This window comes from Streptomyces sp. P6-2-1, from assembly GCF_050613165.1.
Classification (GTDB): Bacteria; Actinomycetota; Actinomycetes; order Streptomycetales; family Streptomycetaceae; genus Streptomyces.
The window spans coordinates 592,463-614,169 of record NZ_CP192513.1; the positions used below are offsets into that span (position 1 = coordinate 592,463).

Genomic DNA, 21,707 nt, shown 5'->3' on the forward strand with positions numbered 1-21,707 from the left:
GGGCGGGGGCCGGGTGCTACCCGAGCGGCACCGCGGTCAGTTCCCTGCGGGCGCGTGCCGCGGCGCCGACGGGGACCGCGTCGGAGGCGAGCCCGGCCCGCACGAGGCGGACCGGGTGCCCGCTCACCGGCGGCTCGGCGGCGAGGGCCGCCAGGACGACCGGCTCCAGGAGCGGCCAGGCCCCGCTGACGCCGCCGCCCACGACGACGGTCGTGAGGTCGACGACGCCCGCCGTGATCACCACGGCGCGGGCGATGCCCCGCCCGGCGGCGTGGTAGACGGCGCGCGCGTCCTCGTCCCCGTACGTGGCGGCCTCGTACACCTCGCGGGCGGTGAGGCGGCGCCCGGTGCGGTCCGCGTACCGGGCGCCGATGGAGCGGCCCGAGGCGAGCGTCTCCAGGTGGCCGCGCCCGCCGCACGTGCACGGCAGGTCACCGAAGCCGGGGATGTGCCCGATCTCGCCCGCCGCGCCGTGCGGGCCGGGGAAGAGGGCGCCGCCGGTCCACAGCGCGCCGCCGACGCCGGTCCCGAGCGTCATCCCGAGGACATCGCTCTCGCCGCGCACGGCACCCGCCGACACCTCACCGAGGAGGAAGGCGTTGACGTCGTTGTCGAGGAAGGCGGGGACGCCGAGTGCCGTCTCGACCGCCTCGGTGACGGCGAAACCCGCCCAGCCGCTGAAGGAGTCGCTCGCGACGAGGATGCGCCCCGTCGCGGGGTCCACGACCCCTGCCGCACCGACTCCGGCGCCGATGAGCCTGCCCGGGGTGCGGGCGAGGAGCGGCGCGAGCGCGCCGAGCGCGGCACCGATCATGGCGGCGCCGCCGTCGTGTGCCGGGGTCGCGGCCTCGGCCCTGGCCAGGACGGTCAGGTCCTCGGCGCACACCACCACCTGGGTCGTGGTGCCGCCGATGTCGATGCCGGCGAACAGCGGCCGCGCGGCGTCGTCGGGGGCCGTGCGGGCCCCTGTGGGGGGAAGGGGGTGGGTCACGCCTGTGCCTCCGAGCGGCCCGCGGCGAGTGTGGCCAGGCGTTCGGCCCTGCGGGCGCGCTGCACCGCCGGGTCGGGCACGGGCACTGCTGCCAGCAGACGGCGGGTGTAGTCGGTCTCCGGGTGCAGCAGGGTCGTGCCCGTACTGCCCTGCTCCTCGACGCGCCCCGCGCGCATCACGACGACGCGCTGCGCGAAGTGCTGCACGACGGCGAGGTCGTGGGAGACGAAGAGGCAGGCGAAGCCCAGCTCCTCCTGGAGTTCCGTGATGACGTCGAGTACCGCTTCCTGCACGCTCACGTCGAGCGCGCTGGTCGGTTCGTCGGCGACGAGGAGGCGCGGTTCGAGGACGAGGGCACGCGCGAGGCTGACGCGCTGGCGCTGTCCGCCGGAGAGTTCGCGGGGCGCGCGCCTGGCGACCTCGCGCGGCAGCCGGACCCGTTCGAGCACGGCGGCCACCTTGGCCTGGCGGTCCTTGGCCGACAGCTCGCGGCTGTGCACCCTGAGCGGTTCGGCGACGCACTCGCCGACGGTCATGCGTGCGTCGAGCGAGGCCACGGGGTCCTGGAGGACGACGCCGATCCCGGAGCGCAGGGTGCGGCGGGCGCGGCCCCTGGTGCGGCCGAGGTCGGCGCCGAAGAGCGTGACGGTGCCCGAAGTCGGCGGGATGAGGCCGAGCGCGACCCGCGCCGCCGTGGACTTCCCCGACCCCGACTCGCCGACGAGGCCGAGGGTCTCGCCGGGGCCGACGTGGAGCGAGACGCCGTCGAGGGCGCGCACGGCACCCTTGCCGCGGCCGAAGACGACGCTGATGTCGCGGAGTTCGGCGACGGGCGCGCTCGCTCCGGCGACGGGCGCGCTCGGCCCGGCGGGGGCTTCCGCCTCGGGGACGGGCTTCTCGGGGGTACGGGGCCGTACGGAACCGGCACGCTCGCCACGTACCGCCCCTGCCTTCGCCTCGCCCGCCTCCGCGGCGGGATCGCCCGTTCCCGGGGACTCGCCCGTGCCCGCGGTGGAGGCGACCGACAGGCGCGGCACCGCGGCGAGGAGGCGGCGCGTGTAGTCGTGGCCGGGGCGCAGCAGGACGTCCTCGACGGGGCCCGTCTCGACGATCTCACCGCGGTACATGACGGCGACGCGGTCGGCGAAGTCGGCGACGACGCCCATGTTGTGGGTCACGAGCAGGACGCCGGTGCCGGTGTCGACGGCGAGGCGGCGCAGGAGGTCGAGGATCTCGGCCTGCACGGTGACATCGAGGGCGGTCGTGGGCTCGTCGGCGATGAGCAGGCCCGGCTCGTTGGCGATGGCCATCGCGATGACGACGCGCTGGCGCTGCCCGCCGGAGAGCTGGAAGGGGTAGGCGCGGGCGCGGTTCTCCGGGTCGGGGATGCCGACGCGGCGCAGGAGTGCGACGGCCTCGGCGGCCGCCTCCTTCGCGGAGATCTCGCGGTGGTTGCGGATGACCTCGCTGATCTGGCGGCCGATCCGGGTGAGCGGGTCGAGCGCGGTGGCGGGTTCCTGGAAGACCATCGAGACGCTCTTGCCGCGCAGCGCGGCGAGTGCGGAGTCCGGGGTGCCGACGACCTGGGTGCCCGCGACGAGGGCGCTGCCCGTGGTACGGGCGTTGGCGTCCAGGAGGCCCATCGCGGCGAGCGCGATGGTCGACTTGCCCGAGCCGGACTCGCCGACGAGGGCGAGGGTCTCGCCGGGGGCGACCTGGAGGGACACGCCCTTGACGGCGGGGACCTCGCCGGTCTCCGTGGTGAAGACGACGCCGAGGTCGTCGAGTGCGAGTACGGGTCCCGGTGCCGGGCGCCCGGGAGCCTTGGTGGTGGCGCTCATCCGCGTCCCCTCACATCGAAAGCGTCGCGGAGCCCGTCCCCGATCGCGTTGAACGCCCACACCACCACGATGATGGCGAGGCCGGGCGGCAGAATCAGCCACCAGTAGCCGGAATAGGCGGCGGTGAGCCCGGCCGAGAGCATCCCGCCCCAGTCGGTCTGCGGCGGCTGGACGCCGAGTCCCAGGTAGGAGACGTAGGCGACCAGGAGGATCGCGTCGGCGATCTGGAAGGTCGCGGCGACGATGACGGTCGAGACCGAGTTGGGCAGGATGTGCCGCAGGATCGCGCGGCCGTGCGTGCCGCCGATGGCGCGCAGGGTCAGCACGTAGTCCCTGTTCTTCAGCGTCAGGGTCTCGGCACGGACGAGCCGGGAGGGCACGAGCCAGGACACGAGGCCGAGGATGACGACGAGTCCGCTCAGTCCCGGCGTGGTGATGGCGGAGACGACGAGCAGGATGAACAGCGCGGGGATGGCGATGCCCGCGTCGACGACGCGCATCATGAACGCGTCGATCCAGCCGCCCGCGTACCCGGCGGTGGCGCCCCACAGGGTGCCGATCACGGTCGCGAGGACACCCGCGGCGAGGCCGACGATGAGGGAGACCTTGCCGCCGTACATGAGCCGGCCGAGTTCGTCGTGGCCGACGGCGTCGGTGCCGAGCCAGTGGGCGCCGCTCGGGGACTGGTTGACCTGGTCGAGCATCGTGTGGGTCTGGTCGGTGGAGTACACGAGCGGACCGATGAAGCAGAACAGGAAGAAGAGGACGACGAAGGCGAGGCCCACGACGGCCAGCCGGTTGCGCAGGAAGCGGCGGACCGCGAGCCTGGCGCCGGAGGTCTCGCGGGGCGCGGTGGCGGTGCCGGGGACCTTGCCCGGCTGGATGACGGCGCTCATGCCCGTCCTGCCTTCACTCGGGGGTCGATGACCCGCTGGACGATGTCGGCGAGCAGGGTGCCGACGACGGTCGCGACCGCGATCACGAGGACGCAGCCGAGCAGGACCGGGTAGTCGGACGCCTGGGCAGCGGTCCAGAACAGCAGGCCCATGCCCGGGTAGTTGAAGAGCTGCTCGACGACGAGGGCGCCGCCGAAGAGGACGGGTACGTAGTAGCCGAGCATCGCGACCACAGGTGTCAGCGAGTTGCGGAAGACGTGGCGCCACAGGATGGCGCGGGAGCGGGAACCGCCCGCCCGCGCGGTGCGCACGTAGTCCTCGGAGAGGTTCTCCAGGGTCGCCGCGCGCATGTAGCGGCTGAAGACGGCGATCATCGAGGCGGCGCCCGCGACGACGGGGAGCACGAGGGCCTGCGGGTCGGCGAAGACCTGGCCGACGCTCTCGCCCTGCGGGGCCTGCGAGGGGAACCAGCCGAGGCCCTGGCTGAAGACGAGGACCAGGATGAGCCCGAGGAAGTAGACGGGCGTCGAGTAGGCGATGAAGCTCACCGTGGTGATGACGTAGTCCACCGGCTTGTTGCGGCGCACGGCCTGCCACATGCCGAGCGGCACGGCGAGGACGAGGCCGAGGAGCGCGGACAGGACGGTGAGCACCAGGGTCTTGGGCAGGCGCTCGGTGATGAGCTGCGACACCGGTTCGTTGAGGGTGTACGAGGTGCCGAGGTCGCCGTGGAGGAGCTGGCCGAGGTAGTAGAAGTACTGGACGGGCAGCGGCTTGTCGAGGCCCTGCTCATGGTTGAAGTGCGCGATCTGCTGCGCGGTGGCCTGGGGCCCGAGGATGCCGCGCGCGGGTCCGCCGGGCAGGGCGTGCAGCAGGCCGAACACGACGATCGTCACGATGACGATCACCGCGAGCGCCTGGAGGACGCGTCTGATCAGGTAGGAGGAGGTGCTCATGTGTTCTTCCGGTCGCCTTCGTCTCTGTGGGGCGCGCGGGCGTCACCGGGGCACGGGCGGCGTCACCGCCGCGCGGGAGCCGGCGGGGGGGTGCGCGGGCGCGAGGGTGCGCGCGGGCCCGGGGCCGCCTGCCGGGGTGACCGGCCGGCTCCGCGGGCCCGCGTGGGCACCGACCGGACCTACTTGGTCCACTTCCACATGGCCGGGTGGAAGTTGGCGAGGGAGTCCTGCGCGAAGCCGCCCAGTCCGTCCTTGACCACGGAGATCTGGTAGTCGGGCTCGGGGAGCCAGACCACCGGGAGGTCCTTGGCGAGCGCGGCGCTGTACTTCTGCATGGCCTCGTCGGAGGACGAGGTGGTGGTCGCGGTCACGAGCTTGTCGACCTCGGGGTTGGAGTAGCTGCCGAAGTTGGAGCCGCCGCCGGTCGCGAAGAGGGAGTCACCGCTCGGGTAGGCGGGGAAGTACCAGCTGCCCGCGGTGCCGAAGAACGACAGCTGCCACTTGCAGCCGGAGTCGCCCGCCTTGCACTGACCGGCCTGCGACAGCACGGAGTTGACGGGCGCGGTCTTGATGGAGAACGCGATGCCGGTCTTCGCGAAGGAGGACTGGAGGGCGCTCATCATGTTGTCGGTCACGGTCGAGCCGGACTGCGACAGGACCTGCATCTCGAACTTGGTGCCCTTGTCGACGCCCTTGCCGCACTGGTCGTCGCCGGTGCCGGGGTTCGTGCACACCAGGCTGCCGCCCTGCTTGGTCCAGCCGTGGTCGGCGAGGAGCTTCTTGGCCTTGGCGGTGTCGAAGGGGTACGGGTTGTTCTTCTGCTCCGGCGAGACGAAGGTCGAGGTCTGGCCCTGCGGGACGGGGCCGTAGGTCTCGACGGCGGTGCCGTTGAAGACGACCTTGGACAGGCTCGCCTGGTCCACGGACATCTGGATCGCCTGCCGCGCGTACAGCTGCTTGAACACCGCGCCCATCGCGGGGTTGTTGAAGTTGTACGGCATGTACGTGATCGCCCAGCCGGTCCACGGCTTCAGCGTGTAGCCCTTGGCCTTGAAGGCCGATTCCTGGCCCAGGTCGGTGGCGTTGATGTAGCCGTAGTCGACGGTGCCGGAGCGGAGCGCGTTCACCTCGGCGTCGGTCGTGGTGAACGGCAGGAGGTTGACGTTCTTGATGTTGGCCTTGCCGCCGCCGTCGTACGTGGGGTTGGCGGTGAGCTGGACCTTGCCCGCGGTCGTGAAGGTCTTGATGGTGTACGGACCGCTGACGGTCTTCCACAGCGGGTCGCTCGCGTAGCCCGAGATCTTCTTGGCCGCGCCGTTGAGGTACGCCCACACCTTCTTCGCCCCCGCGGTGCCGCGGTCCAGGTCGGAGACGGTGCCGGCGTCGCTGGTCTTGTCCCACACGTGCTGCGGCATGGGGCGGATCATGCTCAACTCATTGGCGAGCATCCACTGCTGGTTGTACGCCTTGTCGAAGGTGAGGGTGAAGTGCCTGTCGTCGACGGTCTTGAAGGAGGTCCAGTTGTCCGGGGCCTTGCCCGGGCTGTAGCTCGCCCAGTCCTCCTTGTCGGCCTTGACCAGGTTGTACCAGAACTCCACGTCGCGCGCGGTGACGGGCTTTCCGTCGCTCCAGTGCCGGTCGCCGAGGGTGATCGTCACGCTCTTGCTGTCGGCGGCGAACTTCGCGTCGGTGGCCAGCGAGTTGTCCTTGTTCCAGCCGACCTTGCCCGCGGAGCCGTCGTAGGCGACGAGCGGCTCCCACAGGGACTGGGATATGGACGAGTTGTTCGTGTTGAGGTGCGAGGCGGTGCCGACAGGGAGAATCCAGTTCGGCGTGAAGTTCGCGGGCAGCGCGTAGTTGATGGTGTCCGAGGACGACGAGCCGGACGACGAGGTTCCGCCGCCGGAACACCCGGTGAGCAGCGCGCCGGTGGTGACGGCGGCACCCGCGACCAGGGCCCAGCGGCGACCGGCCGCCATGCGAGCAAGGGACATGACTCTCCTCAGGTGAAAGGACCCGCATTCGTCCCGGCAGTCCGGGCCGGCGCCGCGGGGTCGGCGCTGTACGGCGACAGTCAACGACGGACCGGCCGAACAAACAAACAAGAATTAGTAAAAAGTAAGTTACTGCGATCCCGAAGAAAGCCGTATCCGGCCACGGAGGCGTGAAATATGGGCGACTCTGTGCCGTTTTGCTCCGCTTCTTCTTCATCCAACAGCTCGTCAACTTTCTCCAGGGAGCTGTCATCCGCGCACGGCGCGGGCGTACTGTCTCCGTCACACCCACCATTGCGGAAGTTACTTCGTACATGACTGAAATAAGTGCACGGGACCGCAGGGCCGGCAAGGGCGTGTCCGCGAAGGGCGCAGCGGCCAAGGGCGCGCCCACGCTCGCGGCGCGGGTCATCGAACTCGTCGCCTCGGGCCAGGCCTCGTCCCGCGCCGAACTCGCCGGGCTGCTCGGCGCGGCTCCCTCCACCATCTCCCTCACCGTGGCCCAGCTCGTCGAGCGGGGACTTGTCGCGGAGGAGGGCACCCAGTCCTCCACCGGCGGCCGTCCCCGCAAGGTGCTGCGCGTGGGCGGCCACGACGAGTACGCGGTCGCCGCCGACGTCGGTGGCAGGCACGCCAGGATCGGTGTCGTGCTCCCCGGCGGGGGGCTGCGCGAGGTCGCGGGCGTCCCGTTCGAGATCGACGACGGCCCCGAGGCCGCGCTGCCGCGGCTCGCCGAGCACCTGGAGGCGCTCGCGGCGGCGCGCGGCCGTGACCGGCTGCGGGGTGTCGGCCTCTCCCTGCCAGGCCCGGTGGACGCCGCGGCGGGAGCCGTCGTCCTGCCCTCGCGGATGCCGGGCTGGAACCGCTTCCCCGTGGCCGACTGGCTGGAGGAGCGCTTCGGGGTCACCGCCGTCGTCGACAACGACGCCAACTGCATGGCCGTCGGCGAACAAAGTGTCAGGCCCGCCGAACACCGCCAGTCGATCATGGTGAAGATCGGCTCGGCGATCGGTGCCGGGGTCATCGCCGACGGGCGCCTCTACCGGGGCGCCACCGGCGCCGCCGGCGACATCACGCACATCCGCGTCGACGCGGGCGGCGCCGACGTCCCCTGCTCCTGCGGCAACACCGGCTGCCTGGAGACGGTCGCTTCGGGGGCGGCGCTCGTACGCATCCTGCGCGAGCGCGGGGTCGACGTCGCGAGCACCGAGGACGTCGTACGGCTCGCGGGCGACGCCGACCCCGAGGCGACCCGCGCGGTCCGCAGGGCCGGGGACCACCTCGGGCAGGTCCTCGCCGCCAACGTCAACTTCTTCAACCCGGACGCCGTCTACCTCGGCGGCATCCTCTCCACCCTCGAACCCTTCGTCGCCGCCGTGCGCGGGCAGCTCTACGAGAGCTGCCACCCGCTCGTCACGGAACACCTCACCATCGAGCGGGCCTCGCTCGGCGCGGACGCCGGCCTCGTCGGCGCCGGGCTCTTCGCGCTCCAGCGCGCGCTGGCCCGCGCGCTCGGCGAGGCGGGCGGCATCGCCTCCCTTCCCGTACCGGCGCTGCCGTCACCCGCCAGGGGCTGACGCCCCGCACGCCCTCATCAGGGGGCGCGGGCTCCGGCCGGAGCAAGCGCCCGGATGGAGCCCGCACCCGCACCCGCACCCGCACCCGCACCCGCACATACGACCCCGTACGAGGAGCCATGTCCGACACCAGCACAACCCGGAACAGCACAGCCCGGACCGGCGCGGCCCGCACCGGCGCGGCCCGCACCGCCGTCGACCGCCCCGTCATCGCCGTCGCCGGGCTCGGCATCGAGTCCTCCACCTTCTCGCCCGCCCGTACCGAGGCCGCCGCCTTCCACCCCGCGCGCGGCGCCGCGATATTCGACCGGTACCCCTTCCTCGCCCCCGGCGCGCCCCTGCGCGAGGCCGCCGAGTGGCACGGTGCCCTGGTCGGCAAGTCGCTCCCCGGCGGGACCGTGACGGCCGCCGCCTGGCAGGCGCTCACCGACGAACTCATCGAGCGGCTCGCCGCGCTGCCGCGACTGGACGGTCTCTGGTACGACATCCACGGGGCGATGACCGTCGAGGGCATCGACGACGCCGAGGCGGTCCTCCTGGAGCGCATCCGCGCCACCGTGGGCCCCGATGTGATCGTCTCGACCTCGATGGACCTGCACGGCAACGTCTCGCGCGCGCTCGTCCACCGCAGCGACCTCATCACGTGCTACCGGATGGCACCGCACGAGGACCACATGGAGACCAAGGAGCGCGCGGTACGCAATCTGGTCGATCTCCTGACGACGGGCGCGCCCCGCCCCGTCAAGGCGTGGGTTCCCGTGCCCGTGCTCCTCGCGGGCGAGCAGACGTCGACGCGTATCGAGCCCGCGAAGAGCGTGTACGCGGCGGTCGACGAGGTCGAGGCGGCCGACGGCGTGACCGACGCGGCGATCTGGGTCGGCTACGCCTGGGCCGACGAACCCCGCAACCGCGCCGTCGTGGTCGTCACGGGCGAGGACACCGAGGCGGTCGCGCGCGGGGCCGAGCGCCTCGCCCGGGGGTTCTGGGACGCGCGCGGCGACTTCGACTTCGTCGCGCCGACCGGGACGTACGACGAACTCCTCGACGAGGCCCTCGCCTCCGAGCGGAAGCCGTACTTCATCAGCGACACCGGCGACAACCCCACGGCGGGCGGCGCGGGCGACGTCACGTGGGGCCTCACGCGGCTCCTGGAACGGCCCGAGTTCCAGAAGGAGGACGGGCCGACCGTCCTCTACGCCTCCGTCCCCGGCCCCGAGGCGGTCGCCACCGCCGTCGCCGCCGGGGTCGGCGCGACCGTCACCGTCACGGCGGGTGCCGCCGTCGACGACCGGCACGCGGGCCCCGTGACGCTCACCGGGGTCGTCCACGCCGTCCGGCACGGCGACCGCGACGCCGAGACGGAGGTCGTCATCCGGGTCGGCAGCGTGTACGCGATCCTCACGAAGCTCCGCAAGCCGTACCACCACGAGCACGACTTCACCGAGCTGTCGCTCGACCCCCGCTCCGCCGACATCGTGATCGTCAAGATCGGCTATCTGGAGCCGGAGCTGTTCGACATGTCGAACGACTGGAAGATGGCGCTCACGCCCGGCGGCGTCGACCAGGACCTCGTCCGGCTCGGCCACCACCGCATCAGCCGCCCGATGTTCCCCTTCGACCGCGACATGGCCGACCCCGACCTGACCGCCCGCATCATCCCGGCCTCCGACCGGGCGCTCACGGGGAACGAGGAGTGAACGGCGAAGGGGCGTCCCGTCCCGCGCTGGAGATCGCGGTCACCTCGGCGGCCGGTGCCCGCGTCGCCCGCGAGCACGGCGCCGACCGCGTCGAGCTGTGCACCGGCCTGGAACTGGGCGGGCTGACACCCTCGGCCGCGCTCGTCGAGTCCGTCGCCGACGCGGGGCCACCGGTGCAGGTCCTGGTGCGCTGCCGCCCCGGGGACTTCGTCCACGACGCCGAGGAGATCGCCCTCATGGCCGCCGAGGTGCGGTCGGTGATCGCCTCGGGGGCGCGGGGCGTGGTGATCGGCGCGCTCACGGCGCAGGGCACGCTCGACGTCAGCGCCGTCGCGCGGCTCCGCGACGCGGCCCACGAGGCCGACCCCACCGCCGAGGTGACGCTGCACCGTGCGATCGACGTATCGGCCGACCCGGTCGCGACGGCCGCGCTGCTCCCTGCACTCGGCCTCACCCGGGTCCTCACATCGGGCGGCGCACCGGCCGCGGGGCAGGGCCTGGACCGGCTCGCGGCGATGGCCTCCGCGGCGCCGGGCGTGCAGGTCATGGCGGGTGGCGGGGTACGCCCCGACGACATCCCCGCCCTGGCAGCGACGGGCATCGCCGCCGTCCATCTCTCGGCGAAGCGCCGCGCCCCGGTCCGCGGCTCCGCCGCCTGGGTCCCCCTCGGCGCCTCCAGCGCCTCGGCGGAGCAGGACACGCACTTCGTCACGGACGCGGAGGTGGTGGCGGAGGCACGGCGGGCGCTCGACACGGTCGCGGAGGCGCGGCGAGCCCCCGGCACAGGGGCGGAGGCGACCGCCTGACGGCGGGACAGCCCCCGTGAAATGCCTTGGTGCTCCGCGCACGTCGCCCCTTAGCCTGCCGCCATGTGCTTCTGGGCCGAGGTCAGCTACAAGCAGCATCACGTGTGCGTGCACTGCCGCCTGAGCTTCAAGCGGCACGTCACGCGGCGGGTCCGGCCCTGCCCCGGCTGCGGGGCGGGGCTGGTGTGCGCGGGCCACGACTTCGCGCCGCCGCCCCGGCGCGACCGGCGCGCGTGGTCCGTCGTGGCCGTCGTGCTCGCCGCGGGGCTCACGTACGAGGGACGCGAGGGCTGCGGGTGCGGCAAGGAGCCCAAGTACCGCCCCCGCACCCGCGCCGCTCTGCGTGCCCGCCGCCGGGTCGCCACGCGCGAGGGGGCACCGCTCGCCCGGGTCCTCTCGCGGCCCGACCCGCTCACGCCGGTGGACGGCGCCTGAGGCTCACCGCGCGGGGGCCCCGGGCGACCACTCCCCGCGCCACTGCTCGGCGCCCCACTCGTGGAACCTCTTCACCTCGGTGAAGCCGAGCCGCTCGGCGAGGCGCATCGAGCGGACGTTGGCCGTCCGCGTCGTCAGCACCACGGGGGCGCCGGGCCGCGTCCGCGCGCACCAGGCGAGCGCGGCCCCGCACGCCTCGGTGGCGTAGCCGTGTCCCCACACCCGCGGCAGGAAGAGATACCCCAGCTCGGTCTCGCCCGTCCCGCGCAGGTCGAGTGTCACCGCGCCTGCCATCTCCCCCGCCACGGCGACCACGAAGAAACCGGGACGCTGTCCCGGCACGTCGGGCACCGCCTCCTCCAGCTCCGCACGCGGCCTGGCCCCGCCCTGGTGGGTGCCCACCTCCTCCGAGGCGAACAGTTCGATGAACGCGGGCCGGTCCCGCGCCTCGGCGGCGCGGAGCACGAGGCGTTCGGTCGCTATCGCGGCGGGTGGCCAGTCGGCGGCGGCAGGTGTGGTCATGGCGGGCAGGCTACCGGCGCCCGTGCACGCTGTGGGGCGGGATCACCTGGCCGCCCGCGCCGCGTTCACGCGCCGCCGCGCTCCTCCCCCAGGCGCTGGCCCAGCCGGATGATCGCCGCCCGTACCGCGTCCGCGTAAGGCCCCGCCACCAGCGCGTCGGCCGCCTCGCGGGCCCTGACGAGGTGGGCGCGGGCCTCGCTGGTCCTGCCGATGCGGGCGTAGTCGGAGGCGAGGGCGAGACGGAGGCGGGGCAGCAGGGAGCGGCTGCCGGAGCCCGCGGCGCGCAGGGCGACGAGGCCCCAGTCGATGCGGCGGGCCGGCTCGTCCTCGGCCTCGGCGAGGTAGTGGGCGAGGGCGCAGCGGTGCGGGTCCTGGCCCCGCGGCAGCTCCTCCCACAGGGCGAGGAGGCGCGCGCGGGCCTCGGCCCTGTCCCCCGCGTGCAGCAGCAGCGCGGCCTGGCCGATCCGCGTCGCGACGTCGTGGTCCCTCGTGTCCTCGCGCTGTCCCCGCACCGGCCGCCTCCGCTCGCCGCCCGCACCGTCGCCGGGCGGACGGCGGTACGGGCACGCTAACGGCAGCCCGGGCCCCCGCGGCTCAGGCGGGGCTCAGCCCAGGTCGGGGATACGCCAGTCGATCGCCTTGTGACCCTGTGCGGCGAGCGCCTCGTCGATCTGCGTGAAGGGGCGCGAGCCGAAGAACTTCTTCGCCGAGAGCGGCGAGGGGTGCGCGCCCTTGACGACGACGTGCCGCTCGGTGTCGATGAGGGGCAGTTTCTTCTGCGCGTACGCGCCCCACAGGACGAAGACGGCCGGGTCCCTGCGGGCCGAGACGGCGCGGATGACGGCGTCGGTGAACCGTTCCCAGCCCTTGTTCTTGTGCGAGTTCGCCTCGCCCTCGCGGACGGTGAGCACCGCGTTGAGCAACAGGACGCCCTGCTCGGCCCACGGCATGAGGTAGCCGTTGTCGGGGATCGGGGTGCCCAGCTCGGCGTGCATCTCCTTGTAGATGTTGCGCAGGGACGGCGGGACGCGCACGCCCGGCCGGACGGAGAAGCACAGGCCGTGGCCCTGGCCCGCTCCGTGGTACGGGTCCTGGCCGAGGACGAGGACCTTGACGTCCTCGAAGGGGGTCGCTTCCAGCGCGGCGAAGACCTGCTCCTGCGGCGGGTAGACCGGGCCCGCCGCGCGTTCGGCCGCGACGAAGGCCATCAGCTCGGCGAAGTAGGGCTGCTCCAGCTCCTCGCCGAGTACGCCGCTCCAGGACGCGGGAAGCGGGGCGGCAGGGGTCACGGTCACGTCAACAACCTCCGGGTGTGCGCTCGGTACGTCACCGAACCTACCGGGAGCCACCGACAATGCCGCCGCCGCGCCCGCCCGGCGGCCACACGGGAACGCCACCGTCCGCCCTGCGCACGCGGCCGCCCCGGCGCACGGAGTTCCCCACGCACGCCCGGCGCGCCCGCCCCCGTACGCCCCGCGTACGAGGACGGGCGCGCCGGGCGGCGGGCCGTGCGGTCCACTCCGGCCGCCGCTGCCGGGACCGGGCGCTCAGCCCACGCCCGCGTTGAGGAAGATGCCGCCGTCCAGGACGAGGGTCTGCCCGGTGATCCAGCCGGAGCGGTCCGAGGTGAGGAACTCGGCCGCGCCGCCGATGTCCTCGGGGACGCCGAGGCGGCCGAGCGGGTACGAGGCGGCGACCTCGGCCTCGCGGCCCTCGTACAGGGCCTCGGCGAACTTCGTCTTGACGACGGCGGGGGCGAGCGCGTTGACGCGCACGACGGGCGCGAACTCGTGCGCGAGCTGGAGGGTGAGGTTGACCATCGCGGCCTTGCTCATCCCGTACGCGCCGATGAAGGGCGAGGCGGAGATCCCGGCGAGCGAGGCGATGTTGACGATCGTGCCGCCGTGCTCCCTCTGCCACGCCTTCCACGTCTGCTGCGCGAAGCCGAGCGCGGAGAGCACGTTCGTCTCGTACACCTTGCGGGCCACGTTGAGGTCGAGTTCGGCGATCGGGCCGAAGACCGGGTTGGTGCCCGCGTTGTTGACGAGGTGGTCGACGCGGCCGAATGCCTCCATCGTCGCGGCGACGGCGGCGGCCTGGTGGGCCTCGTCGTGCGCCTTGCCCGCCACGCCGATGACGCGGTCGGGGCCGAGGCGCTCGACAGCCTCCTTGAGTGCCTCCTCGCCCCGCCCGGTGACGCACACGCGGTCGCCGCGTGCCACGAGGGCTTCCGCGATGCCGTAGCCGATGCCCCTGCTGGCCCCGGTGACGAGGGCGACCTCTCCGGTGTCGGGCCGCTGCTGCTCAGTCATCTGGTGCTGTCCTTCCGGGTGTTCAGTTGAGCGGGCCGCCGGCCACGTACAGGACCTGGCCCGAGACGAAACCGGCCGCGTCGGCGGTGAAGAAGGCGATGGCGTTGGCGATGTCCTCGGGGTACCCGACGCGCTGAACCGGGATCTGCGAGGCCGCGGCCTTCTGGAAGTCCTCGAAGTCCATGCCGACGCGCTCGGCGGTCGCCGCCGTCATGTCGGTCGCGATGAAGCCGGGGGCCACGGCGTTCGCGGTGACGCCGAACTTGCCCAGCTCGATGGCGAGGGTCTTCGTGAAGCCCTGCATCCCGGCCTTGGCCGCGGAGTAGTTGACCTGGCCCCTGTTGCCGAGCGCGGAGGAGCTGGAGAGGTTGACGATGCGGCCGAACGTGGCGTCGACCATGTGCTTCTGGACGGCGCGGGCCATGAGGAAGGCGCCGCGCAGGTGGACGCCGAGGACCGTGTCCCAGTCGCTCACGCTCATCTTGAAGAGCAGGTTGTCGCGGAGCACGCCCGCGTTGTTGACGAGGATCGTCGGGGCGCCCAGCTCCGCGGCGACCCGCGCGACGGCGGCCTCGACCTGCGCCTCGTCGGAGACGTCGGCGCCGACAGCGAGGGCCCTGCCGCCCGCGGCGGTGATCTTCTCGACGGTGTCCTCGCAGGCCGCCTCGTCGAGGTCGACGACGGCGACGGCACGGCCCTCATCGGCGAGGCGGATCGCGGTGGCGGCGCCGATTCCGCGCGCCGCACCGGTGACGACGGCTACGCGCTGCTCGGTGGTGGACATGTGGTGTTCTCCTCGTCCCTGGGGAAGCCTCGACGCCCGGTACGGAGGGCCGCGTGGGCGCTCGCGCGGCGGGCTCCTCACACTACCGCGCGCGAATGAGCGACCGCTTAGTACCTTGGGTGGAAGTGACGCTAGAAGGCGTGGCACCGGGTGTCAACGGCCCGGGCGCGCGGCCGCGTGTGATCCCTCTCGCGCGAGAACGCGCCGGACCGAGCGCCCCCCGGGGGGGGCGGGCGGCCGTACGAGACCCGCCCCCGGCGCCATGCCCCCTCAGGGACACGGCCCCCTCAGGGAACGAGCCGCTCCAGCAAGCGGTCCAGTTCCGCCCCGGGCGCCCGCGTCAGCCCGGTGTGCACGGGCCCGGGCTGGAGGAGGGCCGAGCGGGGTGCCACGAGCCAGCGGAAGCGGCGGCCCGCGTCGTCGCCCGCCGCGGCCCCGGCCGCGCTCCCACCGCCGCACACCGCTTCGACCGCGCGCAGCAGCGCGGCGGCACCCTCGGCGTCGGCACCGGGGTCGATGCCGCGCAGGCGCGCCCCGTCGAGGCGGGTGCGGGCGGCGACGAAGCCGGTGGCGCGCTGGTAGACGACGACGCCCGCGTTCACGTACTCGCCGCGGTCGACGCGCGGGACGAGGCGCAGCGCCGCGTACTCGAAGACCTGTGGCGTCCCGGTGCCGGGCGCGGGCGGTACGGGTACGGGGGCGCCGTCGTCGGGCAGCCGCCAGCCCGAGACGGGGACGGGCGGCGCGGGGGGCGCGTCGGGCAGGTCCACGCGGCCGGACAGACCGTCCGCGCGACGCAGCAGCGCGTCCACGTACGCGTGGCGCACCGCGTCGGGCGAGTCGAATCCGCGCTCGCCTTCGAGCCACACGTCGGGGACCTCGGCGAGGATGCCCGAGAGCAGCTCCTCGGTGACGAGGGGGGCCAACTCCGCGTCGGCGGCGGCGAGATCGGGCGCGAAGGGGGCGAGGACGTGGTCGCGCGCGTCGTAGCGGCGCAGCGCGGACGCCGCCGCCGCGGGCCAGTTGTGCTGCCAGATCATCGTGGCGCCGTGGTCGATGAGCCACACCGCACCCGCGTGGACAAGGAGGTTGGGATTGCGCCAGGAGCGGTCCACGTTGCCGACGAGCGCGTCGAACCACAGCACGCGCCCGGCCTCGCGCGGCTCCACGGCGTACGCGAGCGGGTCGAAGCCGAGCGCGCCCGCCAGGTACCCCATCCCGAGATTGAGCCCCCCGCTGTTCTTGAGCAGCCCCTGCACCTGTTCGTCGGGCTCTCCCAGACCGACGACCGGATCGAGGTCGAGCGCGCGGAGCGGCGGCACGCGCAGCCCGAGCCGCGCGGCGAGCAGACCGCAGACGGTCTCGGCCACGAGCGTCTTGCGCCCCTGCCCCGCCCCGCTGAACTTCAGCACGTACAGCTCCCCGTCGGCGGCCTCGACGAGCCCGGGCAGGGAGCCGCCTTCGCGCAGCGGGGTCAGGTATCGGGTCACGGGGGCTTCGATGAGCATGAGGTGCAGGTTAGCGGCAGGGACACGGGTCCCCCTCGTCCGACAATCATTCCCTCCGCACGGCCACGTCCGCACCCTCTGCCCCATGCGCTCCCTCTCCGCCGCCGCAGACCCCACCGGCCTCGACCGGGCCCTCGCCTCCCCCTGCGACGGGCCCGTCCCGCCGTTCGCGCCGGGGAAGATCCGCGAGGAGGCGGACGCGCGTCGCTTCCGCCCCGAGTGGGTCCGCCTCGCCGAGGCCGAGGAGGCGCGCGTGCTCGCCCGAGCGCTGTGGTGGGGCCGCCCCGGCAGTGAGCGCCCGACCGCGCTCGACTGCCTCCAGGTCCTGCCCTCGGTCGCCGCCCCTGCCGCCGTCGCCGCTGACCTCCCAGCGGCCGGGCACGCGGTCTTCGGCACCCGCGCGCGGTACCACGTCTCGCTCCCGACGGGCTGGGAGGGCGATCCCGTACTCAGGGCCGCCGTGGACCTGCGCCGCACGGCGGGTGCGCGCGCGGGCCCGAGCCGTGAGATCCAGCGCCTGCGCGACAAGTGGACCCCCAGGCGGGAGTGCCGGGGCGAGCGGTCGGCTGCGGTCCGGGGACGGCACGGACGAGGAGTTCCTTGAGGCGTTCGTACGGGTCTCCGAAGGCAGCCTCGATCTCGCGACCCAGGAGGAGCTGCGCACCATGACCCCGCGTGAACTCGCCCAGGAGGAACCGGAGTTCTCTCTCGGCTGCCCCGGCGAGCGCTCCTGGTGGCGGCGCGCCGGGCTGCCCGGGGGCGGCCTCGCCGGTCTCGCGGTGCCCTCGGCGACCCCGTACCACCGCAACGTCGGCTGCCTGGGCGTCGTGCCTCAGCTGCGCGGCAAGGGCCTGATCGACGAGATCCTGGGCGAGATCACCCGCGTCCACGCGGCCGCGGGCGCCGAACGGAACACCACGACGACGGCCACGACCCACACCCCGATGGCCGCCGCCTTCGACCGCGCGGGCTACGAAGTGACCGAGATCCGGCTCGTCCTGGAGAACACGGACGCGGACGCGGACGCGGACACCGATGCGGGCCCAGACACCGATGCGGGCCCAGACACGCACGCGAAGACGACCACGGCCACGGCCACGGCCACGGCCACGGGCTGAGGTCACGTCGGCCCGGGAGGCAATGGGGCCGCCCCCGGATTCACCTGACAGCCGCGCCACCCGTGTGCCTAAAGTGCCCCATGACTCCCACCCCTCCCCTCCAGGCACAACTGCGCGATTTTCCCGAGCAATTCGCCCGTTCCGCCCGCTTTTCCCGGGGCCGCCCGCACGCCTTCACCGTCTCGGACGACGGCCGTCGCGTCCTCTTCCTGCGCTCCGTTTCGGGCACGGACGCGGCGCTGCGGCTGTGGTCGTACGAGACCGGGGCGGCGGCCGAGCGGCCGCTCACCGAGCCGGGGATCACCGCGTACACCGCCGACGCGCGGGCGCGGCACGTCGTCGTCTCGTTCCCCGGCGGGACCCTCGCCGCGCTCGACACGCGGGTGCCCGGCGTGCCGCGTCCCCTGCCGGGGATACGCGAGGCGCGGGCGCCGCGCCTCGCGCCCGACGGCGAACACCTCGCCTTCGTGCGGGACGGCGCGCCGCACGTCGTGCGGTGGCCCGGCCGCGAGGGCGCGGTGCTGTGTCTCATCGCGCCGGAGGGCCCCGACGTCGCGTACGGGCTGCCCGACGTCGTGACACGCGGGGAGATCGGGCGCGAGGAGGGGTACTGGTGGGCGCCCGACGGCTCGGCGCTGCTCGTCGCCCGTACCGACGAGAGCGCGGTCGCGCGCCGCTGGCTCGGCGACCCCGCGCGCCCCGAGCGGCCCCCGCGTGTGCTGCGCTACCCGGCGGCGGGCACGGCGAACGCGGTCACGAGCCTGCACGTGGTCGCGGCGGACGGCAGCGGGGTACGGGCCGTGGCGCTCCCGGAGCGTGCGGGCGCCGGACACCCCGGAGCCCCGTGGCAGGCGGCGGAGTTCACCTACCTCACGGCGGCGGGCTGGGACGCGCACGGGCCCTGGGCGAGCGTGCAGACCCGCGACCAGCGCTCGGTGCGCACTCTCGCGATCGATCCGGCGGACGGCTCCGCGTGCCCGCTCGCCGAGGAGCACGACCCGTACTGGGTGGCGCTGCTTCCCGGCGCGCCGGTGCGCACGGGGGCGGGTGTCCTCGTCCTGCCGCACGTCCTCGCCGACGGTACGCGCGGTCTCGCCGCCGGTGCGGCGACGACGCCGGAGGGCCTTCAGGTGCGCGAGGTGCTGGGAGTGCGCGGCGAGGAGGTGGTGCTGCGCGCGGGGACGGACCCGACCGAGGTCCACGTGTGGTCGTGGACGCCGGGGGGCGCGCCCGTGTGCCTGAGCGGCCCAGGGCCGGGCGTGTACGAGGGCGCGGTGGGCGGGCCGACGCTGGTGCTCGACGGGCTCGGCCCCGAGGGCCGTACGGTACGGGTCACGAGCGAGGCGGACAGCGAGGCGGACAGCGAGGCGGCCGGGGCGCCGCGGGTGGCGCGCCCCCGTACCGCCGTTCTCCCTTCCCTTGAGGAGACCCCCCTCGTCCTCCCCCGCCCCCGCCACCTCCGCCTGGGCGCCCGCGCGCTGCGCGGCACGCTGTTCCTGCCCTCCCGGCACGCGCCGGGCACCCGGCTGCCCGTGCTCCTGAGCCCGTACGGGGGCTACGGACTGGGGCTCGTGGTGCGGGCCCGTACGTGGTGGGCTGCGGTCGCGCAATGGTTCGCCGAGCACGGTTTCGCCGTGCTGATCACGGACGGGCGCGGTACGCCCGGGCGCGGCGCGCCGTGGGAGTACGCGATCCACGGGGACCGGCTCACGGCTCCGCTCGCCGACCAGGTGGACGCCCTGCGCGCGGCGGCCGAGGCGTGCCCCGACCTGGACCTGGGCCGGGTGGGTATCCGGGGCTGGTCCTACGGCGGGTACCTCGCCGCGGGGGCGGTGCTGCGGCACCCGGAGACCTTCCACGCGGCCGTCGCGGGTGCGGCACCGGCCGACCGGGCCCTTTACAACACGCACTGGGAGGAGCGTTTCCTCGGTGATCCCGCGGTGCTGCCCGAGGGGTACCGGGCCTCCTCGCTCCTCGACGACGCGCCGCGCCTGCGCCGCCCGCTGCTGCTCGTGCACGGCCTCGCCGACGAGAACGTGAGCGCGGCCCACATGCTGCGCCTCTCGGCGGCGCTGCTCGCCGCGGGCCGTCCGCACGAGGTGCTGCCGCTGCCGGGGGCGGGGCACGGCGTGGTGGGCACGCCGGTCGCCGCCGCGCTGCTGCGGCACGAGGTGAGGTGGCTCGGCAGGGCGCTCGGGGTGCGGACGCGCGAGTGACAGAGGGCCGGTGAGCGAGCGGCGGGGGTGCCGGTCGGCCCCGGCCGCACGGCGGAGCGCGCGGGGCGGACAATAGGGGCGGCGCGCCGCGCGCCCCGCCCGTACTCTTGTCGCCTCGCGCGTCCTCGTGCCCCGGAAGGGAATCCGACATGACCGTGCTCCACCCCTCAGGCTCCGGCGCCTCGCGCCGCACCTTCGTCGCCGCCGCGGGGGCGAGCGGTCTCGCCGCGCTCCTCGCCGCGTGCGGCGGCTCCTCGTCGGGTTCCAAGGGCTCGTCGGGGGCCGCGGCCGGCGGCCACGGCACGACGCTCGGCAGCACGGCGGACATCCCGGAGGGCGGCGGCAAGATCTTCCCGGACGCCAAGGTCGTGGTGACCCAGCCGGCGAAGGGCGAGTTCAAGGCGTTCACGAGCGTGTGCACGCACGCGGGCTGCCCGGTCGCCGGGGTCTCGGGCGGCACGATCAACTGCGCGTGCCACGGCAGCAAGTTCTCCATCGAGGACGGCTCCGTGAAGCACCCCCCGGCGACCTCGCCGCTGCAGGAGCTGAAGCTCCAGGTCACGGGCGGGACGATCACGCTGGCCTGACGGCCGCGCGGGAAGGCGCGGTACGGGTGCGGAGGCGCCCACGTAGGCCCTCCGCTCCTCCTCAGACGTACGTCCTGGGCTCGCCCGCCCCGCCCCCTACCGCCCGCGCGAGCGCGTCGGCGAGCGCGTCGAGCGCGGGCGCGTCGAGTCCTGAGACCGTGACACGGACGCCGGGACCCGAGGCGAGGCGGAAGCGGGCGCCGGGCGCGGCGGCCCAGCCCTCGGTGAGCAGGCGGGCGACGGCGGCGGTCTCGTCGGGGACGGGGACCCACACGTTCATGCCGCTGCGGCCGCGGGCGGGCACGCCGTGCGCCGCGAGCCGCCCGATGACGGCGGCGCGCCGCGCGTCGTAGGCGGCGGCGACACGTACGGGGTCGACGGCGCCCGTACGCCACAGGTGGGCCAGGGCGCGCTGGCTCACGTGACTCACCCAGCCGGGGCCGAGCCGCTGCCTGCCGCGCAGGCGGTCGAGCGTCACCTCGTCCCCGGTGAGCACGGCGATCCGCAGGTCGGGACCGTACGCCTTGGCCGCCGAGCGGACGAAGGCCCAGTGCCGCGTCGTGCCCGCGAGCGGTACGGGGGCGCCCGCGACGATGCCGTGCCCGTGGTCGTCCTCGACGAGCAGCGTTTCGGGGTGCGCGGCCAGCGACCGCCGCAGCACGGCGGCGCGTTCGGCGGTGAGCACCGCGCCCGTCGGGTTCTGGGCGCGCTCGGTGACGACGAGGGCGCGGGCCCCCGCGGCGAGCGCGCGGGCCACGTCGGCGGGCACGGGGCCGTCCTCGTCGACGGCGACAGGGACCGCGTGCAGCCCGAGCGCGGGCACGAGGTCGAGGAGGCTGCCCCAGCCCGGGTCCTCGACGGCGACCGCGTCACCGGGGCGCAGGTGGGCGCCGAGGACGCGTTCGATCGCGTCGAGCGAACCCGAGGTGACGGCGAGCGGGCCGTCCGGCACCCCGTCCGCCGTGAAGGAGGCGCGAGCGAGCGAGGCGAGCGAGGGGTCGAGGGGGGCGTGCCCGTAGAGGACAGGGCCCGCGTCGGCCGCGGCGGCCGCCTCGGCGAAGGCGGGCGCGAGCGCGGGCAGGAGCGCGGGGTCGGGGTTGCCCGACGCGACGTCGCGGGCGCCGGGCGGCACGGCGATCCTCGCGGCGTCGCGCGAGGTCGTCACCGGGCGCGCCCGCACCCGGCTCCCGCGCCGCCCGGCCGTCTCGATGACCCCGCGCTCGCGCAGCGTGCGGTACGCGGCGGCGACCGTGTTCGGGTTCACGCCGAGGTCCGCGGCCAGCTCACGCATCGGCGGCAGCACATCGCCAGGCCCCAACTCCCCCCGTCCAACGGCTTGTTCCACGTCAGCGGCGATATCGGCGGCACGCCGCCCGGAAATCCGATACTCTCCTAGCACAAACAACATTTTGCACTAGTGCAATCGAGGACGCAAGTCGTCCCCGCGGACCGTCCCACCGCACACCG

Annotated in this window: 20 protein-coding genes and 1 pseudogene; 8 read left to right on the forward strand and 13 right to left on the reverse strand. The window is 74.2% G+C overall.

The annotated features are described in order from the left end of the window. Positions 1-16 precede the first annotated feature (16 nt). The 5 genes from ACQYWQ_RS02655 to ACQYWQ_RS02675 all read right to left on the reverse strand — a co-directional run bounded on the left by ACQYWQ_RS02655 (position 17) and on the right by ACQYWQ_RS02675 (position 6,663). A complete protein-coding gene (locus ACQYWQ_RS02655) occupies positions 17-931 on the reverse strand; it encodes an ROK family protein (protein ID WP_431039039.1) in 915 nt (304 codons plus the stop codon). A 56-nt stretch (positions 932-987) separates the two neighbouring features. Next, entirely contained in the window at positions 988-2,832 is a 1,845-nt protein-coding gene (locus ACQYWQ_RS02660) for a dipeptide ABC transporter ATP-binding protein (RefSeq protein ID WP_431032254.1), read from the reverse strand. Then, entirely contained in the window at positions 2,829-3,728 is a 900-nt protein-coding gene (locus tag ACQYWQ_RS02665) for an ABC transporter permease (protein ID WP_431032255.1), read from the reverse strand. Before ACQYWQ_RS02665 ends, ACQYWQ_RS02660 begins: the two co-directional genes overlap by 4 nt. Continuing rightward, positions 3,725-4,684, reverse strand: a complete 960-nt coding sequence (locus tag ACQYWQ_RS02670; RefSeq protein ID WP_431032256.1) for an ABC transporter permease — start codon at positions 4,682-4,684, stop codon at positions 3,725-3,727. The genes ACQYWQ_RS02665 and ACQYWQ_RS02670 overlap by 4 nt, the downstream gene beginning before the upstream one ends. Positions 4,685-4,863: 179 nt before the next feature. Next, complete coding sequence (locus ACQYWQ_RS02675; protein ID WP_431039040.1) at positions 4,864-6,663, reverse strand: peptide ABC transporter substrate-binding protein; 1,800 nt, start codon at positions 6,661-6,663, stop codon at positions 4,864-4,866. A gap of 329 nt (positions 6,664-6,992) precedes the next feature. Between ACQYWQ_RS02675 and ACQYWQ_RS02680 the strand changes: the two genes are divergently transcribed. The 4 genes from ACQYWQ_RS02680 (at position 6,993) to ACQYWQ_RS02695 (ending at position 11,193) form a co-directional block, all read left to right on the forward strand. Then, complete coding sequence (locus ACQYWQ_RS02680) at positions 6,993-8,255, forward strand: ROK family protein (protein WP_431032257.1); 1,263 nt, start codon at positions 6,993-6,995, stop codon at positions 8,253-8,255. A 119-nt stretch (positions 8,256-8,374) separates the two neighbouring features. Beyond that, positions 8,375-9,952, forward strand: coding sequence for a M81 family metallopeptidase (locus ACQYWQ_RS02685; RefSeq protein WP_431032258.1), 1,578 nt, complete (start codon positions 8,375-8,377; stop codon positions 9,950-9,952). Further along, complete coding sequence (locus ACQYWQ_RS02690; RefSeq protein WP_431032259.1) at positions 9,949-10,758, forward strand: copper homeostasis protein CutC; 810 nt, start codon at positions 9,949-9,951, stop codon at positions 10,756-10,758. The genes ACQYWQ_RS02685 and ACQYWQ_RS02690 overlap by 4 nt, the downstream gene beginning before the upstream one ends. Before the next feature lie 63 nt (positions 10,759-10,821). Then, on the forward strand, positions 10,822-11,193 hold the full coding sequence (locus ACQYWQ_RS02695) for a hypothetical protein (protein ID WP_431032260.1): 372 nt from the start codon (positions 10,822-10,824) through the stop codon (positions 11,191-11,193). Between the two features lie 3 nt (positions 11,194-11,196). Here the strand turns inward: ACQYWQ_RS02695 and ACQYWQ_RS02700 are convergent, their stop codons facing one another. The 7 genes and pseudogenes from ACQYWQ_RS02700 to ACQYWQ_RS02730 form a co-directional block, all read right to left on the reverse strand. After that, positions 11,197-11,715, reverse strand: a complete 519-nt coding sequence (locus ACQYWQ_RS02700) for a GNAT family N-acetyltransferase (protein ID WP_431032261.1) — start codon at positions 11,713-11,715, stop codon at positions 11,197-11,199. 65 nt (positions 11,716-11,780) lie between these two features. Further along, positions 11,781-12,227, reverse strand: a complete 447-nt coding sequence (locus ACQYWQ_RS02705; RefSeq protein WP_431032262.1) for a hypothetical protein — start codon at positions 12,225-12,227, stop codon at positions 11,781-11,783. A 93-nt stretch (positions 12,228-12,320) separates the two neighbouring features. Continuing rightward, on the reverse strand, positions 12,321-13,004 hold the full coding sequence (gene ung / locus ACQYWQ_RS02710; protein ID WP_431039041.1) for a uracil-DNA glycosylase: 684 nt from the start codon (positions 13,002-13,004) through the stop codon (positions 12,321-12,323). 258 nt (positions 13,005-13,262) lie between these two features. Further along, positions 13,263-14,027, reverse strand: a complete 765-nt coding sequence (locus ACQYWQ_RS02715) for an SDR family oxidoreductase (protein WP_431032263.1) — start codon at positions 14,025-14,027, stop codon at positions 13,263-13,265. Positions 14,028-14,049: 22 nt separating this feature from the next. Next, positions 14,050-14,811, reverse strand: a complete 762-nt coding sequence (gene fabG / locus ACQYWQ_RS02720; RefSeq protein WP_431032264.1) for a 3-oxoacyl-ACP reductase FabG — start codon at positions 14,809-14,811, stop codon at positions 14,050-14,052. A gap of 287 nt (positions 14,812-15,098) precedes the next feature. Then, positions 15,099-15,527: a DUF3037 domain-containing protein gene (locus tag ACQYWQ_RS02725; protein ID WP_431039042.1), complete on the reverse strand. Its 429-nt coding sequence runs from the start codon at positions 15,525-15,527 to the stop codon at positions 15,099-15,101. Further along, positions 15,513-16,319: pseudogene (locus ACQYWQ_RS02730) on the reverse strand (HipA family kinase); the annotation flags it as partial. The pseudogene ACQYWQ_RS02730 and the gene ACQYWQ_RS02725, both read right to left, overlap by 15 nt. 85 nt (positions 16,320-16,404) lie before the next feature. Between ACQYWQ_RS02730 and ACQYWQ_RS02735 the strand changes: the two are divergent. From ACQYWQ_RS02735 to ACQYWQ_RS02750, 4 genes are all read left to right on the forward strand, one after another. Then, a complete protein-coding gene (locus ACQYWQ_RS02735; RefSeq protein WP_431032265.1) occupies positions 16,405-16,923 on the forward strand; it encodes a hypothetical protein in 519 nt (172 codons plus the stop codon). 61 nt (positions 16,924-16,984) lie between these two features. Continuing rightward, positions 16,985-17,437, forward strand: coding sequence for a hypothetical protein (locus ACQYWQ_RS02740; protein ID WP_431032266.1), 453 nt, complete (start codon positions 16,985-16,987; stop codon positions 17,435-17,437). Positions 17,438-17,517: 80 nt separating this feature from the next. Next, the gene (locus ACQYWQ_RS02745) at positions 17,518-19,653 is read left to right on the forward strand and encodes a prolyl oligopeptidase family serine peptidase (RefSeq protein ID WP_431032267.1); all 2,136 of its coding nucleotides are present in this window, start codon (positions 17,518-17,520) and stop codon (positions 19,651-19,653) included. A 149-nt stretch (positions 19,654-19,802) separates the two neighbouring features. Continuing rightward, complete coding sequence (locus tag ACQYWQ_RS02750) at positions 19,803-20,240, forward strand: Rieske (2Fe-2S) protein (RefSeq protein WP_431032268.1); 438 nt, start codon at positions 19,803-19,805, stop codon at positions 20,238-20,240. Positions 20,241-20,301: 61 nt separating this feature from the next. Here ACQYWQ_RS02750 and ACQYWQ_RS02755 read toward each other — a convergent pair whose 3' ends face one another. Then, entirely contained in the window at positions 20,302-21,639 is a 1,338-nt protein-coding gene (locus ACQYWQ_RS02755; protein ID WP_431032269.1) for an aminotransferase class I/II-fold pyridoxal phosphate-dependent enzyme, read from the reverse strand. Positions 21,640-21,707: the final 68 nt, after the last annotated feature.

Excerpts from the sequence above, each read along its gene's own strand:
- ACQYWQ_RS02740 (WP_431032266.1), top strand. The coding sequence starts at position 16,985 with ATGACCCCGCGTGAACTCGCCCAGGAGGAACCGGAGTTCTCTCTCGGC.
- ACQYWQ_RS02680 (WP_431032257.1), top strand. The coding sequence starts at position 6,993 with ATGACTGAAATAAGTGCACGGGACCGCAGGGCCGGCAAGGGCGTGTCC.
- ACQYWQ_RS02715 (WP_431032263.1), bottom strand. The coding sequence starts at position 14,027 with ATGACTGAGCAGCAGCGGCCCGACACCGGAGAGGTCGCCCTCGTCACC.
- ACQYWQ_RS02665 (WP_431032255.1), bottom strand. The coding sequence starts at position 3,728 with ATGAGCGCCGTCATCCAGCCGGGCAAGGTCCCCGGCACCGCCACCGCG.
- ACQYWQ_RS02735 (WP_431032265.1), top strand. The coding sequence starts at position 16,405 with ATGCGCTCCCTCTCCGCCGCCGCAGACCCCACCGGCCTCGACCGGGCC.
- ACQYWQ_RS02700 (WP_431032261.1), bottom strand. The coding sequence starts at position 11,715 with ATGACCACACCTGCCGCCGCCGACTGGCCACCCGCCGCGATAGCGACC.
- ACQYWQ_RS02745 (WP_431032267.1), top strand. The coding sequence starts at position 17,518 with ATGACTCCCACCCCTCCCCTCCAGGCACAACTGCGCGATTTTCCCGAG.
- ACQYWQ_RS02675 (WP_431039040.1), bottom strand. The coding sequence starts at position 6,663 with ATGGCGGCCGGTCGCCGCTGGGCCCTGGTCGCGGGTGCCGCCGTCACC.
- ACQYWQ_RS02695 (WP_431032260.1), top strand. The coding sequence starts at position 10,822 with ATGTGCTTCTGGGCCGAGGTCAGCTACAAGCAGCATCACGTGTGCGTG.
- ACQYWQ_RS02660 (WP_431032254.1), bottom strand. The coding sequence starts at position 2,832 with ATGAGCGCCACCACCAAGGCTCCCGGGCGCCCGGCACCGGGACCCGTA.
- fabG (WP_431032264.1), bottom strand. The coding sequence starts at position 14,811 with ATGTCCACCACCGAGCAGCGCGTAGCCGTCGTCACCGGTGCGGCGCGC.
- ACQYWQ_RS02750 (WP_431032268.1), top strand. The coding sequence starts at position 19,803 with ATGACCGTGCTCCACCCCTCAGGCTCCGGCGCCTCGCGCCGCACCTTC.
- ACQYWQ_RS02685 (WP_431032258.1), top strand. The coding sequence starts at position 8,375 with ATGTCCGACACCAGCACAACCCGGAACAGCACAGCCCGGACCGGCGCG.
- ACQYWQ_RS02670 (WP_431032256.1), bottom strand. The coding sequence starts at position 4,684 with ATGAGCACCTCCTCCTACCTGATCAGACGCGTCCTCCAGGCGCTCGCG.